The following is a 14,937-nucleotide window of genomic DNA, read 5'->3' as shown; positions in this document are numbered from 1 at the left end:
TCACAAGGAACCCTCGATGACCCGGCCTGAAGGCAAGACGACGATCTACGCCGCCCGCAGCATCCTGACCATGAACCCGGCCCAGCCGCGCGCCACCCACGTCGCGGTGCGGGACGGCCGCATCCTGGGCGTGGGCAGCAGGGAAGACCTGGCAGGCTGGGGGCCGGCGGACGTGGACGACCGGTATGCCGGCAGGGTGCTGATGCCCGGCCTGGTGGAAGGGCATTGCCATCTGCCCGAAGGCGGCATGTGGAAATTCGTGTACGTGGGCTTCTATGATCGCCGTGGGCCCGATGGCCGCCTTTGGGAAGGCCTGAAAAGTTTCGACGCGGTGGCCGACCGGCTGCGCGAGGCCGAACGCAGCCTGCCGGCGGGAGAAACCCTGATCGGCTGGGGCTTCGATCCCATCTTCTTCGACGGCCAGCGCATGGGCGTCCAGCATCTGGATCGTGTGTCCGCGGCGCGCCCCGTTGTTGTCATGCACGCCAGCATGCACCTGATGAACGTGAACACGCCGATGCTGGCCCGGGCCGGCATCGACCGCGATACCGACATCGAAGGCGTGACGCGGATGGACGACGGCCAGCCCAGCGGCGAGCTGTGCGAATTTGCGGCCATGTTTCCGGTCATGCGGCTGATTGGCAGCCCGTTCCGCACGGTTGGGCTGTCGGAAGACGGGCTGCGCATGTTTGGCAAGGTGGCGCAATGGGCGGGCGTGACCACCGCCACGGACCTGGTCAACGAACTGGGCGACGAGGGCGTGGCGACCTTGGCGCGCATCACGGCCGAACCCGACTATCCCGTGCGCATCGTGCCCGCCGCCTCGGCGCTGACGTATGCCGGTGATCCCGCGCGCTGCCTGGAAAAACTGGCGGCCGCCAAGCGCTTGAATCACGACAAGCTGCACCTGGGCATGGTCAAGCTGGTGGTGGACGGATCGATCCAGGGCTTCACCGCCCGGGTGCGCTGGCCCGGCTATTACAACGGAGCCCCCAACGGCATCTGGGTCATCGCGCCCGCCGAGCTGGACACGACCGTGCAGGCCTATCACGATGCCGGCGTGCAATTGCACATCCACACCAATGGCGATGAAGCCACACAACGTGCGATCGAGGCCGTGGACCTTGCCCTGCGCCGCACGCCGCGCCGGGACCACCGCCACACGTTGCAGCACTGCCAGATGGCCGATGCGGCGCAGTTCCGGAAAATGGCCAGCCTGGGCATGTGCGCCAACCTGTTCGCCAACCATCTCTACTACTGGGGCGACGCCCATTACGCACTTACCATGGGGCCCGACCGCGCCAACCGCATGGACGCCTGTGCGTCGGCGGCGCGCGCGGGGGTCCCGTTCTCGATCCACTCCGATGCGCCGATCACGCCGCTTGGACCTTTGTTCACCGCCTGGTGCGCGGTCAACCGCCAAACGGCCTCGGGCCGCATTCTGGGCGAGTCCGAGCGGATCAGCGTGGATGCGGCGCTGCATGCCGTCACGCTGGGTGCCGCCTATACCTTGCACATGGACCATCTGGTCGGGTCCATCGAAGTGGGCAAGTACGCCGACTTCTGCGTGCTGGAAGACGATCCCACGACGGTGCCGGCCGACCGGTTGAAGGACGTCGCCGTGCTGGGAACCGTCGTCGGCGGACGGCCGTTGGCGCTGGAAGGCGCCTGAGATGGCCGCCACCGGCGCGGCGCGCATTCCGCTGACGGTCGTCGGCGGCTTTCTGGGCGCGGGCAAGACGACCCTGCTTAACCATGTGCTGAGCACCAGCCGCCGCCGGGCGGCAGTGCTGGTCAATGACTTCGGGCCGATCGATATCGACGCGGGTCTCGTCGCGCAACGTGCGGACGCGGTGATCCGTCTGGCTAACGGCTGCGTGTGCTGCTCGATGGCTGGTGGCCTGGATGATGCGCTGGCGCGTGTGCTTGCGCTGGACCCGCTGCCGGAATGGATCGTCATCGAGGCCAGCGGCGTGTCGGACCCCTCGCGGATCGCGCAGGTGGGCATGTGCGACCCCTTGCTGCAACTGGAAGGCGTTGTGGTGTTGGTGGATGTGGCGAACGTGCGCGCATTGGCCGCCGATCCCTTGCTGAGCGATACCGTGGCGCGGCAGTTGAAGGCGGCCGATCTGCTGGTGCTGAACAAGACAGACCTGGCGACGCCGCGAGCGCTGGCCGAGGTTCAGGGGTGGCTGAAGGACGTGACGCAGGGCGCGGCCATGATTGACGCGCGGGAAGGGCGCGTCGACCTGCGTTATCTGTCGGGCGAGGCGATGCCGGGCGCGTCTGTCCACGAGTGTGCGCATGCGGGCTGCGGCCACGCCGGGCATCGCGGCGCGATGCCTGGGCAGGACCCCGACCATCCCTTCCAAAGCTGGCTCTGGGAAGCGTCGGGCACGCTGAATGCCGACCAGTTGACGGGGCAGTTGCGGCAAATGCCCCGTCAACTGTTGAGGGCCAAGGGATGGGTCCGCACTGACCGGCACGGTCTGGTGCTGGTGCAATGGGCAGGCCGTCGCGTGCGCTACGACACGCAGGCCGCGCCGCCCGATGGATTGGGCGCGACCGGGTTGGTGTTCATCGGCTTGCGCGACGCGATCGATCCGCGACAAGTCTCCGCGATGCTTGCGCCCGCCACGGCGTCATGACTGGTGCAAGCGATTTCCCTTTTCTGGTTCTAGACCCTGCGGGACCGCTCACTTACCTTGGATCCTGTACGCGGGCGCATGCCGCGCCGGCGTCTATCGGAGGGTTGGCAATGCACAAGACCGTCACCGTGGAAATGCTGGCCGAATTCGCGGCCGCCTGGAACCGCCACGATATCGATGCCTTGATGAGCTTCATGAGCGAGGACTGCGTGTTCGAGACCGTGGGCGGCCCCGAGGCCTGCGGCAGCCGGCACACCGGAACAGAGGCGGTCCGCGCCGCGTTCGCCGCGGCGTGGAAGAACTTTCCCGACGCGCAATGGAACAACGGCCGGCATTGGGTGGCAGGCGACCGCGGCGTGTCCGAATGCACGTTCACCGGTACCGCCGCGGACGGCTCGCGGGTGGAGGCCGACATGGTCGATGTCTTCACGTTCCAGGACGGCAAGATCCGCGTGAAGAACGCATTCCGCAAGCAGCGCCCGGCGCTGCCGGTCCGTGCCTGAGGCCCGGCCTGTCAAGCCCCGGACACCCCCCCGGCACTTTCCCGGACACACCCAGGACTCGGATTCGAAGCATGGATACCCAAATGCCCTTCGACACCTCCCGCCCGCCTCGCGCGGCCACCCCAGGGGCCAACGCCTACAACCCGACCTATGACCCCCTGGTGTCGCCGCCCGGCCGGGGGCAGGACTACGCGCCTACGTACTGGGTCGCCAGCGCCGGCGAACCGCCGGAGGACGACGGCCCCATCCAGGGCGACGTCGACGCCGACATGGTGATCGTGGGGTCGGGCTTCACCGGCCTGTCGGCGGCGCTGACCTTGGCGCGCGACTTCGGCGTGCGCGCCGTGGTGCTGGAAGCCAACCGCGTCGTGTGGGGCTGCACCAGCCGCAACGGCGGCCAGGGGCAGAATGCGTCTGGGCGTCTGTACCGGTCGCAGTGGATTGCGCGCTGGGGGCTGGATACCGCCCGCCGCCTGGACGCGGAGATCCGCGAAGGCTTCGAATACTGGAAGAGCCTGGTCGCGCAGGTGGATTGCGATGCGCAGCCGGGCGGGCATCTATACACGGCGCACCGCCAGAAGAAGATGGGCTTTCTGCAGAACGAGGCCCGTGTGATGCGGGAGGTGTTCGGCTACGACGCGAAGATGCTCAGCAAAGCGGAACTGCGCGAGCGTTACGTCGACGACCACGAAGCGGTCGGCGCCATGCACGAGCCCGACGGCGTGGGCGTGCACCCGCTGAAGCTGGCATACGGCTATTTGCGTCAGGCGCGGGCGCTGGGCGTACGCGTGCACCCGTCAAGTCCGGTGCTGGGCTGGCGTGTGGAAAACGGCGTGATCCTGCTGGAGACGCCGGGCGGCGTGGTGCGGGCGCGCCGCGTGGCGTTCGCGACCGGTGGCTATACCGCCCAGGGCGTGAACCCCTTGCTGGACAACCGCATCATGCCGGTGCTGTCGAATTCGCTGGTCACGCGGGTGCTGTCACCCGCCGAACGCGAGGCCGCGGGCTTGAAAAGCACCGTGTTCATCACCGATACGCGCACCTTGCGCTTCTACTACCGCCTGCTGCCGGACGGCCGCATGCAGATCGGCAGCCGTAGCGCCTTGCGCGGCGCCGATGCGCAGCATCCCCGGCATCTGGCGCTGCTGCGCGAAGGCCTGGCGCGCAAGTTTCCGTCGCTGCGGGGCGTGGACGTCGCCTACTCCTGGTGGGGCTGGGTGGACGTCAGCCACGACATGATGCCGCGCGTGACCCAGCCGGATCCCGCGTTGCCGGTGTACTACGCGTTCGGGTACGGCGGCAACGGCGTGGCGTTCTCGGCGCACGCGGGTAAGCGCCTGGCCGAACGGATGATGGGTAAGGACGGGCCCGCCTGGGACCTGCCCATCTACGATTCGCCGTTGCCGGGGCATCTGTTCGCGCCATTTCGGCGGATCGGGCAGGGCTTGCTGTACCGCTGGTACCACCTGCGGGACGAACACCTGTAGCCGGGCATTGCAGCCCGGACCAGAGGGCAAGCCCTACGCCGCCGCACGCATGCGGTACCGGCGCACCACTTGCGCCAGCTTTTCGATGCCCGGCCCGATATGCTCGGGCCGGATCGACGTAAAGCCCACGCGCAGGTAGTTGCGGGGCGCCTCCGTGCCGTTCATGAAGAACACGTTGCCGGGTTCAACGACGACGCCTTCGGCCAGCGCGGCCTCGGACAATTCGGCGGCGTCCAGCCAGGGCGGCCCGGCCAGCCAGCAGGACGAAGAACCTGTGATGGGGATCGCCTTGAAGTCGGGCAGGTGCCGGGCCAGCGCCTGGGCAAGCTCGGCGCCGCGCTTCTGGTAGGCCTGCGATTGTTTGCGCAGCAGCGAATGGTGATGGCCCAGCGAAATGAACAGCGAGAAGGCGCGCTGGATATAGGCGGATGGGTGGCGCAGCATCAGCCGGCGCAACGCCCGCAGTTCGCGCGTCAGTTCGCGCGGCGCGACGATGTAGCCAATGCGTAGGCCCGGCGCGAACGACTTGGCCAGGCTGCCGACATAGATGACACGGCCGTCGCGGTCCAGGCTTTTCAGTGCCGGAATGGCGCCTTCGCCCCAGCGGCTTTCGCTTTCGAAATCGTCTTCGATGATCATGCTGTCGGCCTGGCGCGCCAGCGCCAGCAAGTTTTCCCGGCGCTCCATCGCCAGCGTCACCGTGGTGGGACATTGATGGCCGGGCGTGACAAAGACGTAGTCGCAGCCCAAGAGGTGCGTGCCCGTGCACAGGCCGCGTTCGTCCACCGGCAGCGGCAGCAAGTGGCGCGTGTGGCTAGCGAAGATGTTGCGGGCGTCGGGGTAGCCGGGGTCTTCCATGCCGACCACGGTGTCGTCGTTGACCAGCAGATCGGCCAGCAGGTAGAGCGCGTGTTGCGCGCCCACGGTGATGACGATTTCCTCGGCGTCGGCCCAGACGCCCCGGCGGGGCAGCACCTGCGTGCGGATCTGTTCGATCAGCGTCGGGTCATCGTGCGTGATGAGGTCGGGTGCCCAGCTGCGGATATCCAGCACGGACAGGGCCTTGATGCAGCACTCGCGCCACTCGGCGGTGGGAAAGAGGTCGGGGTCGAACTGGCCGTACACGAAGGGGTAGGGCTGCTTCTGCCAGTCTTGAGGTTTGGTGATATTGCGTTGCCGCGACGGCCGGAAGCGCAGTCGCTCGTCCCAGCGCACGCGCTGCGGGTCCGGCACGGTATCCGGCGGCGCCGCGTGCGCGGCATCCGCGGCCGAACCGGAATGCCCTTGCATGACGGAATCGCAGACGAAGTGGCCGCTGCGTTCGCGCGACACCAGATACCCTTCGCTGACCAGTTGCTGGTAGGCGAACACGACCGTATTGCGGGCGATGTGCAGTTGATCGGCCAGTTGCCGGCTGGAGGGCACTGGCATGCCGGGCGGCAGATGGCCGCTGAGGATGGCCGACACCAGCATTTGGCGCACCCGGCCCTGCAGGCTGAGGTTGGGTGCGCTTTCCCTTTCGAACAGGCGTTCCCACAACACAGGCTTGAGCATCGAGGCCTGGCTGGACATGACGGCTCCTTGTGACGGCGATGCGGACCCCGCCGCACGCTGCGGGCGGGGTCCGGATCTGTGCCTCAGGATAGAGGAGCGGCCAGGGGGAAGAAATGGGGGATTGCCCTGTTGGAAAACGTCCTAGATGCGTCCCTTCCAGGGGATGGCGAATTTCTCCAGGTAGCGCACCAGCAGATCGAAGGCGAAGGCGAACACGCCGATCACGATGATGCCCATGATGACGGTGTCGCTGGCCAGGAACTGGGCGGCGTTCAACACCATGAAGCCCAGGCCCCGGTCGGCGGCCACCATTTCGGCTGCGACCAGCGTGGTCCATCCCACCCCGATACCGATACGCATGCCCGTGAAGATCTCGGGCATGGCCGCCTTCAGGATCACGTGCCAGACGATCTGCATCCGCGTGCCGCCCATCGCGTAGGCGGCATGGATCTGTTCGATGGACACCGAACGCACGCCGGCCCGCGCGGCGATCGCCATGGGCGCGAAAATGGCCAGGTAGATCAGCAGGATCTTCGGGAATTCGCCGATGCCGAACCAGATGATGATCAGCGGCAGGTAGGCCAGCGGCGGTAGCGGGCGGTAGAACTCGATGGGCGGGTCGAAGATGCCGCGCGCATAGCGGTTCACGCCCATCAGGATGCCCACGGGAATCGCCGTCAGGCAGGCCAGGAAGAATGCGCTGAAGACGCGCGTCAGGCTGGCCAGGGCATGCTCGGCCAGGGTGGAATTGGCAACACCGTCCGTCATGGCCGAGACGAACTTGTCGTAGACCGCAATGGGGGACGGCAGGAACAGTGGCCGCACCCAGCCTGCGCTGGTCACCAGGAACCACAGGGCGATCAATGCCAGGCTGGTCAACAGGCTGATGTGCCCGCTGTAGCCCGCGCCCGGGGCGCCGTAGACCATCCCGGGCGTCGCGGGCTTGTGCCCCGACCGGTTCCTAGACATGGACGGCTTCGGGCGAGGCGGCGGCGCGCTCGTCGCCGTAGATGATGCCAAGGACTTCTTCGCGCATGGCGATGAAGTCGGGACTGGATTTGATGCCACGTCCATCGCGAGTCTCCAGGTAGCGCCGGTTGAAGTCCGGCGTGAAGGTGTGCGTGATGCGGCCCGGGCGGGGCGACATGACGATCAGCCGCGAACCCAGGAAGAGCGCCTCTTCCACGCTGTGGGTGATGAAGAAGAACATCTTGCTGGTCTGGCGCCAGATATCCAGCAGCAGTTCCTGGATGGTTTCGCGCGTCAGGGCGTCCAGCGCCGCCATCGGCTCGTCCATCAGCAGCATGGCGGGGTCGCAGGTCAGCGCGCGCGCGATGCCCACGCGTTGCTGCATGCCGCCCGACAGCTGATAGATCATGTGGCGATGGAAGTCCTGCAGCCCCACCAGTTCCAGGTTGCGGCGGGCCCGGGCGCGTCGCGTCGCCTTGTCCACGCCCTGCAGCTTCAGGCCGAATTCCGTGTTCTCCAGTACGTTCAGCCAGGGCAGCAGGGCGTGCTTCTGGAAGACGACGCCGCGGTCGGCGCCCGGCCCCACGATGGGGCGGCCCCCCAGCGTGATTTCCCCCTCGGTGGGGGACAGGAACCCGGCCAGCAGGCTGAGCAAGGTGGTCTTGCCGCAGCCCGAGGCGCCCAGCGCGACGACGAATTCGCCCGGCTGGATGGTCAGGTTGACGTTTTGCAGCGCAACCACCGGCCCGCTGTCGTGCAGACCGGGATAGGTGACGCTGACTTGTTCCGCGCAGAGCCGCTGCGCGGTGGAGGTGGACGGCATGGTCATGCGGGCTCCCCTTGTCGCGCGCCGGGCCGTTTATTTGGCCGCGGCCTTCGCGTATTGGTCCGTGACGTGCGGGCTGTAGTCGGTCAAAGCGCGGTCGATCTGCTTCTGGTCCTTCAGGAATGTGGCGCTGGCGGCGAAGGCCCGCGCCGCGCCCGACTCCTTGCCGCCGCCCAGCCATTCGTTCGAGGCCTGTTCCTGCGCGGTGGGGAACACCAGCAGCCCCAGCGCTTCAACCACGTCGTCGGGCTTGCCGCCGATCAGGCGCACGATGCCCTTGACCTGCGGGGATTCGGCCGTCCACTTGGCGCCGTTGGCGCGGTAGTCGGCGTAGGACTTGGCCAGCACGCCGGTGAAGGCGGCCATGAACTTCGGGTTCTTGGCGGCCCAGGCGCGGTCGACCACGATGCCGTCGAAGGTGGGCACGCTGGCCGCCCCGATCTGCTGGGAATCGGCGATGATCTTGCCGCTCTTGGCGATTTCCGTCAGCGCGGGCGGCCAGACATAGGCCGCGTCGATGTCGCCGCGCTGCCAGGCGGCCACGATCTGCGGCGGCTGCATGTTCAGGATACGCACGTCGCGCGGCGAAATCTTCCACACCTGCTCCAGCCCGACCAGCAGGTGGAAGTGGGAGGTCGATACGAAGGGGGTGGCGACGCGTTTGCCCTTCAGGTCGGCGGTGCTGTTGATGCCGGAACCGTTGCGCGCGACCAGCGCTTCGGACTTGCCGATGTTGTCCAGAACCCAGAACAGCTGCATGTCCACGCCCCGGGTGGCGGCCGAGGTGATGCCGGTGGACCCCAGGACGCCGACCGGCACATTGCCGGAGGCTAGCGCCGTGGAGATATCACCGCCGGACGTGAACTGCCGCCAGTCGACCTGGTAGCCGGCTTCCTTCAATGCGGAATCGAAACTGCCGTCCGCGATGGCGGACAGGAACGGGCCCACGATCAGCTGATATCCGACCACCAGCTTGGTCTGGGCATAAGCGGGTGCGGCCAGCAGCGCGGCGGCCAGGCCGGCAAGGGTGCAGCGGCGGATGTGGCGGAATATCGCGTTCATGGTGGTCTCCGGGAGGGATCGGCCGCGCCCCGGCGCGGCCGGCTTGCTGGATGCCAGTTTGCCCGGATGGGACCAGAACGCTAGGGCCAGATGCCTGGATCAGTAGGAGCCAAAAGCCGGGAGCCCAAAGCGGCGGGGCCCGCCTGCCGCGCCGGCGCTGCCATGTCTGGCATCGTCATCGCAGCGGGCGGGCCCGCGATATGCCCCAAAAGAGGGGGGTGTGTCCTGCTATCGGATGAGGCTCAGGAATTCGGCCCGGGTCGACGGGTTGTCGTGGAATTCGCCCAGCATCACGGACGTGACCATGGACGAGTTCTGCTTTTCCACGCCGCGCATCATCATGCACATGTGCTGGGCTTCGATGACGACGCCCACGCCGGCCGCGCCGGTGACGGTCTGGACGGCCTCGGCGATCTGGCGGCTGAGGTTTTCCTGGATCTGCAGGCGGCGGGCATACATCTCGACGATGCGGGCGACCTTGGACAAGCCCAGGACGCGGCCGGCCGGCAGGTAGGCCACGTGCGCCTTGCCGATGAAGGGCAGCATATGGTGCTCGCACAGCGAGTACAGCTCGATGTTCTTGACCAGCACGATTTCGCGGGTGTCGGAGGTGAACAACGCGCCGTTGACGATTTCGTCCAGGTTCTGGCTGTAGCCGCGGCACAGGTGGCGCATGGCCTTGGCCGCGCGGGCGGGCGTGTCGGCCAGCCCTTCGCGGGACGGGTCTTCCCCTAGTGCTTCGAGAATGGCGGTGTAGTTCTTTTCCAATGACATGGGGGGACTCCTGGGGCAGCGCGCTCGTCGTGGCGTTGTGTCGTGTGGCGTCGGGACGCCGGAATGCAGGCAAGTCTACCGCAGCCGGGGCGGCGGGTCAGGCGCCCGGGGCGAACCCCGGGGGTCAGACGCCCCGGTTCTCCACGGCGTACTTGATCAGTTCGGCCTGTCCGTCGATGCCCAGCTTGCGCTTGATGTTCAGCCGGTGGGTCTCGACCGTGCGCACGGACAGGCCCAGCGCCAGGGCGATCTGCTTGTTCGCCTGGCCGTCGGCGATGTGGCGCAGCACGTCGCGTTCGCGCTGCGTCAGCAGGGTGGCGGGGGCGCTGGCCTGCGACAGGCGCACGGCGGCGGCCGCGCTGAAATAGGTGCGGCCCGCGACGACGGCGCCGATGGCGGTGACGATTTCTTCGGCGGGCTCGTCCTTGAGCAGATAGCCCCGGGCGCCGGCCTTCACCGCCTGCACCATGTACTCGGGGTTGTCGTGCATGGACAGCACCAGCACCGCGATCTGCGGATAGCGCTCGTGCAGCAGGGCTGTCAGCTCCAGCCCGCCCACGCCGGGCATGTTCAGGTCCATCAGCACCAGATGGGGCAGGGTGTCGCCCTGGGGGTCTTGCGCCAGGCACGCGGCCAGGAAGGCCAGCGCCGCCTGCGCATTGCCGGCTTCACCCACCACGCGCAGGCGCGGCACGGTTTCCAGGCGCAGGCGCAGGCCGTCGCGCACCAGGGGGTGGTCGTCGACCAGCAGGAGTCGGATGGCGTCAGGGGTGTCGGTCATGCTTGGGTCGTCGCGGTAGGGGCAGCCGCGCCCGGCAGGGGCAGCCAGGCCTGCAAGGTGGTGCCTTGGGCGGTGGAATGGAAGCTCAGGTTACCGGATAGCGCGCTCATGCGTTCCCGCATGTTGCGCAGGCCGATGCCGCGCCGCGGGTCTTGCTGGACCGCGGCGAAGTCAAAGCCGCGGCCGTCGTCGGAAATCGTCAGGCGCAGGTCGTGCGCGCTGTAGGCCAGCGTCATGTCGGCGCGGGTGGCGCCCGCATGGCGCATCACGTTGGTCAGGGCTTCCTGGGTGACGCGGAACAGCGCCGTGGCGTAGGCGTCGGGCAGCTTGACCGGGCGGCCGGTGGTGCGCAGGCGCACGGCCAAGGGCGGCGCCCCGTCCGTGCTGGGAATGGCGAATTCCCGCCCCAGGTGTTCCAGCGCGGCGGGCAGGCCCAGGTCGTCCAACAGCGTGGGGCGCAGGTTGTGCGAGATGCGGCGCACCTCGCCCACGGCGCTGTTCAGGCGGTCCAGCGCGCCGCCCAGCGGGCGGTCGATGTGGGCCAGCGCCTGCGGTTGTTCCGGCAACGATTGCCGCAGCCGTTCCCTTGCGGCTTCCAGCGACAGCTTGATGGACACCAGCACCTGGCTGATGCCGTCGTGCAGTTCGCGCGACAGCCGGGCGCGTTCGTCTTCCTGCGAGCGCACCAATTGCTGGGCCATCAGCCGCAGCTTGGCGTCGGATTGCCGGTGATCGCTGATGTTCAGCGCCAGGCCGCAAGCCGCCACCCCCAGGATGGAAACGGCCGCAATGCCCGCCACCCAGGCGAACATGCTGCGGATGTTGGCCTGCGCGGCGGCGTCGATGCGCACCAGGGCCTGTTCCACGTCGTCCAGGTAGATGCCGGTGCCCAGCATCCAGCCCCAGCGGTCCAACACCACTACGTAGCCCAGCTTTTCCACGGTCTGGTGCGTGGAGGGCTTCTCCCACAGGTAGTGCACCACTTCGCCTTGCTGGCCGCCGCGGCGGGCGGCCGTCAGCAGGTTCTGGATGACGGACTGGCCGCGCGTGTCGCGCAGGTTCCAGAGGTCTTGCCCCACCAGCTCGGGCTGGCGCGGGTGCATCAGGTTCTTGCCGTGCAGGTCGTAGACGAAGAAATAGCCGTCGTGGCCGAACTCCATTTGCGCCAGCAGTTCCAGCGCCCGTTGGCGCGAGGCCTCGTCGTCGCCCGCCGCCTGCAGCGGGGCGACGGCGCTGTAGGCCAGGCTGACGTAATGGCGCAGTTCGCTTTCCTTGCTGGCCAGCCAGGCGCTTTCCACGACCTGCTTTTCGCGCTGGGCCAGCTGCAGGCCCTGCACGTAGACAGCCACGGTAATGGCGGCCACGGCCACCAGCAGGGGGACCGCGGCAAGCAGCAGGATTTTCAGGCGCAACTTCATATTGTGGGGTTCAGCCCGGGTAGCGATTGGTGCGATGCATCACGGCCGGCTCCGCGGGGAAACGGCCCGTTCACGTGCCGGATTTTACGGTTCCCGGCGATTTATGCTGCGGCGCATTGCGTAGTAACACGTAGCTCGTTTGCGTAGTTTCGCGCTTGTTGCCGGGGGGGCAAAACGAAATACTAACGCCCGCGTCCCCAGGACGCAGCGCGGGCGCGTGCGCGTCCGCCACCCCACAACAATGAGTCTGCCTTCCGCGGGACGAAAAAAGCGTTTCACGCCACAAGCATGGCGGGAGGCAAGAGGAGCACTTATGCATACCAGCAGTAAGGGACTGGGTCAGCACCTGGTCTGGCTGGCGGTTGCGGTACTGGGCGCATTCGCGCTGGGCACCGTGGCGCTGGCCAGAGGGGAGACCATCAACGCGCTATGGGTGGTGATCGCCGCCGTATGCGTCTATTTGATCGCATACCGCTATTACAGCCGTTTCATCGCGAAGAACGTCTTCCAGCTGGACGCCTCGCGCATGACGCCGGCCTGGAAGCACAACGACGGCCTGGACTACGTGCCCACCAACAAGCACGTGCTGTTCGGCCACCACTTCGCCGCCATCGCCGGCGCCGGCCCCCTGGTGGGCCCCGTGCTGGCCGCGCAGATGGGTTATCTGCCGGGCATGCTGTGGATCCTGGCCGGCGTGGTGTTCGCCGGCGCCGTGCAGGACTTCACGATTCTCTTCATCTCGACCCGCCGCGACGGCCGTTCGCTGGGCGATCTGGTCAAGTCCGAGCTGGGCAAGATCCCCGGTGTGATCGCGCTGTTCGGCGCCTTCATGATCATGGTGATCATCCTGGCCGTGCTGGCGCTGATCGTGGTGAAGGCGCTGACGCATTCGCCGTGGGGCACCTTCACGGTCGCGGCCACCATCCCCATCGCGCTGTTCATGGGCGTGTACCTGCGCTACATCCGTCCGGGCAAGATCGGCGAAGTGTCCATCATCGGCTTTGTCGGCCTGATGGCCGCCATCACCTTTGGCCAGGACGTGGCCGCGCATCCGGTCCTGGGCCCGATGTTCGACTTCGATGGCAAGGGCCTGACCTGGATCCTGATCATCTACGGTTTCATCGCCGCCGTGCTGCCCGTGTGGCTGCTGCTGGCCCCGCGCGACTACCTGTCGACCTTCCTGAAGATCGGCACGATCGTCGGTCTGGCGATCGGCATCGTGGTCGTGGCCCCGGAACTGAAGATGCCCGCGCTGACGCAGTTCGTGGACGGCACCGGCCCGGTCTGGTCGGGCAACCTGTTCCCGTTCCTGTTCATCACCATCGCCTGCGGCGCCGTGTCGGGCTTCCATGCCCTGATCTCGTCGGGCACTACGCCCAAACTGATCGAAAACGAAACCCAGGCCCGCTATATCGGTTACGGCGGCATGCTGATGGAATCGTTCGTGGCCATCATGGCATTGGTGGCGGCTTGCGTGATCGAGCCGGGCATCTACTACGCCATGAACAGCCCCGCGGCCGTCATCGGCACCACGCCGGACCAGGTGGCCCAGGTCGTGTCCAGCTGGGGCTTCGTGGTCACGCCGCAAGACCTGATCCAGACGGCCAAGGACGTCGGCGAAAGCACGATCATCTCGCGCGCGGGCGGCGCCCCGACGCTGGCCGTGGGCATGGCGCACATCCTGCACCAGGCCATCGGCGGCCCCGGCATGATGGCCTTCTGGTACCACTTTGCCATCCTGTTCGAAGCGCTGTTCATCCTGACCGCCGTGGATGCGGGCACGCGTGCCGGCCGCTTCATGCTGCAAGACCTGCTGGGCACCTTCGCCCCGTCGCTCAAGCGCACGGATTCGCTGCCCGCCAACCTGATCGCCACCGCCTTGTGCGTGGCGGCCTGGGGCTACTTCCTGTATCAGGGGGTGGTCGATCCGCTGGGCGGCATCAACACCTTGTGGCCGCTGTTCGGGATCGCCAACCAGATGCTGGCCGCGATTGCGCTGACGCTGGGCACCGTCGTGCTGTTCAAGATGAAGCGCGACCGCTACGCGTGGGTCACGATCCTGCCCACGCTGTGGCTCCTGGCTTGCACGCTGACGGCCGGCTGGCAGAAGCTGTTCGACGCCGACCCGCGCGTCAGCTTCCTGGCCCACGCCGCCAAGTACAACGCGGCCATCGCCGAAGGCAAAGTGCTGGCCCCGGCCAAGTCGCTGGGCGAGATGTCGCGCGTGGTGATGAACGACTACATCAACGCCGGCCTGTGCGCGATCTTCATGTTCGTGGTGGTCAGCATCGTGGTGTTCGGCCTGAAGTCGGTGCAGCGCGCCCGCGCCGAAAACAAGCCGACCTCGCGCGAGACGCCGTACGAAACGCTGCCCGCCGCGGCGGGCGCGGACTGACCGCCAAGGAGGCGCCGCATGCTGTTTGGCAACATGAGTTCAGCCGCCGGCGCCGCCGGCCGTTACCTGGGGCAGACGCTCCGGTTGATGGTCGGCGTGCCGGACTACGAGACGTATGTGGAACACATGCGGCGTACCCACCCTGACCAGGAGCCGATGACGTACGAAGCTTTCTTCCGCGAGCGCCAGGACGCGCGCTACGGCGGCAAGAAACGGATCGGCTGCTGCTGACGAAAGCCCCTTCGGGGGCTTTTTCTTTGGTTGTGGGATTGGGGCGTATGAGAGGACGTGGGATTGGGCGTACGCACGGACGTGGGATGGGGGCGTACGCGAGGACGTGGAATTGGGGGCGTACGAAAGGACGTGGGATTGGGGCATATGCAAGGACGTAGGATGGGTGGAGCGCGCCAATTCCGCCAACAGAACGCCGCCCTCGGCCGCGCGTAACCCATCAAGCAGCGATGGTTCCCTGGCCGAAGGGGAAAAGAACCCATCATGCAGCGATGATCCCCTGGCTGCG

At 67.1% G+C, this 14,937-nt stretch carries 13 protein-coding genes; 6 read left to right on the top strand and 7 right to left on the bottom strand.

Annotated features, from left to right (window positions below; translation table 11 throughout):
* Window positions 1–16: 16 nt before the first annotated feature.
* The 4 genes from CEY09_RS08325 (at window position 17) to CEY09_RS08310 (ending at window position 4,638) form a co-directional block, all read left to right on the top strand.
* Window positions 17–1,672: an amidohydrolase gene (locus CEY09_RS08325; protein ID WP_088588281.1), complete on the top strand. Its 1,656-nt coding sequence runs from the start codon at window positions 17–19 to the stop codon at window positions 1,670–1,672.
* A gap of 1 nt (window position 1,673) precedes the next feature.
* The gene (locus tag CEY09_RS08320; protein WP_088588280.1) at window positions 1,674–2,648 is read left to right on the top strand and encodes a CobW family GTP-binding protein; all 975 of its coding nucleotides are present in this window, start codon (window positions 1,674–1,676) and stop codon (window positions 2,646–2,648) included.
* Window positions 2,649–2,758: 110 nt separating this feature from the next.
* The gene (locus tag CEY09_RS08315) at window positions 2,759–3,151 is read left to right on the top strand and encodes a nuclear transport factor 2 family protein (RefSeq protein WP_088588279.1); all 393 of its coding nucleotides are present in this window, start codon (window positions 2,759–2,761) and stop codon (window positions 3,149–3,151) included.
* 71 nt (window positions 3,152–3,222) lie between these two features.
* Window positions 3,223–4,638, top strand: a complete 1,416-nt coding sequence (locus CEY09_RS08310) for an NAD(P)/FAD-dependent oxidoreductase (RefSeq protein ID WP_088588278.1) — start codon at window positions 3,223–3,225, stop codon at window positions 4,636–4,638.
* A 33-nt stretch (window positions 4,639–4,671) separates the two neighbouring features.
* On the opposite strand, the gene pdxR is transcribed toward CEY09_RS08310, so the two are convergent.
* From pdxR to CEY09_RS08275, 7 genes are all read right to left on the bottom strand, one after another.
* A complete protein-coding gene (gene pdxR / locus CEY09_RS08305) occupies window positions 4,672–6,210 on the bottom strand; it encodes a MocR-like pyridoxine biosynthesis transcription factor PdxR (protein WP_088588277.1) in 1,539 nt (512 codons plus the stop codon).
* Between the two features lie 123 nt (window positions 6,211–6,333).
* Window positions 6,334–7,161, bottom strand: coding sequence for an ABC transporter permease subunit (locus CEY09_RS08300; protein ID WP_035212592.1), 828 nt, complete (start codon window positions 7,159–7,161; stop codon window positions 6,334–6,336).
* Window positions 7,154–7,990 carry a taurine ABC transporter ATP-binding protein gene (locus CEY09_RS08295; protein ID WP_006223344.1) on the bottom strand — a complete coding sequence of 279 codons (837 nt, stop codon included), beginning with the start codon at window positions 7,988–7,990 and terminating at the stop codon, window positions 7,154–7,156. Before CEY09_RS08295 ends, CEY09_RS08300 begins: the two co-directional genes overlap by 8 nt.
* Window positions 7,991–8,020: 30 nt before the next feature.
* Entirely contained in the window at window positions 8,021–9,049 is a 1,029-nt protein-coding gene (gene tauA / locus CEY09_RS08290; protein ID WP_088588276.1) for a taurine ABC transporter substrate-binding protein, read from the bottom strand.
* A gap of 228 nt (window positions 9,050–9,277) precedes the next feature.
* Window positions 9,278–9,823 (bottom strand): GTP cyclohydrolase I FolE, encoded by a 546-nt coding sequence (gene folE, locus CEY09_RS08285; RefSeq protein WP_006223342.1) that lies wholly within the window; start codon window positions 9,821–9,823, stop codon window positions 9,278–9,280.
* 124 nt (window positions 9,824–9,947) lie between these two features.
* Window positions 9,948–10,604: a response regulator gene (locus tag CEY09_RS08280; RefSeq protein WP_088588275.1), complete on the bottom strand. Its 657-nt coding sequence runs from the start codon at window positions 10,602–10,604 to the stop codon at window positions 9,948–9,950.
* Complete coding sequence (locus CEY09_RS08275) at window positions 10,601–12,022, bottom strand: cache domain-containing protein (protein WP_006223340.1); 1,422 nt, start codon at window positions 12,020–12,022, stop codon at window positions 10,601–10,603. The genes CEY09_RS08280 and CEY09_RS08275 overlap by 4 nt, the downstream gene beginning before the upstream one ends.
* 313 nt (window positions 12,023–12,335) lie before the next feature.
* Between CEY09_RS08275 and CEY09_RS08270 the strand changes: the two genes are divergently transcribed.
* On the top strand, window positions 12,336–14,417 hold the full coding sequence (locus CEY09_RS08270; RefSeq protein WP_088588274.1) for a carbon starvation CstA family protein: 2,082 nt from the start codon (window positions 12,336–12,338) through the stop codon (window positions 14,415–14,417).
* A gap of 18 nt (window positions 14,418–14,435) precedes the next feature.
* Window positions 14,436–14,648: a YbdD/YjiX family protein gene (locus tag CEY09_RS08265; RefSeq protein WP_085946884.1), complete on the top strand. Its 213-nt coding sequence runs from the start codon at window positions 14,436–14,438 to the stop codon at window positions 14,646–14,648.
* The last annotated feature ends 289 nt before the right edge of the window (window positions 14,649–14,937 follow it).

The sequence above is a fragment of the Achromobacter marplatensis genome (assembly GCF_002209535.1).
Classification (GTDB): domain Bacteria; phylum Pseudomonadota; class Gammaproteobacteria; order Burkholderiales; family Burkholderiaceae_B; genus Achromobacter; species Achromobacter marplatensis.
Note: the sequence above shows the minus strand (reverse complement) of the source record. Positions and strands in the feature narration are given on the sequence as shown.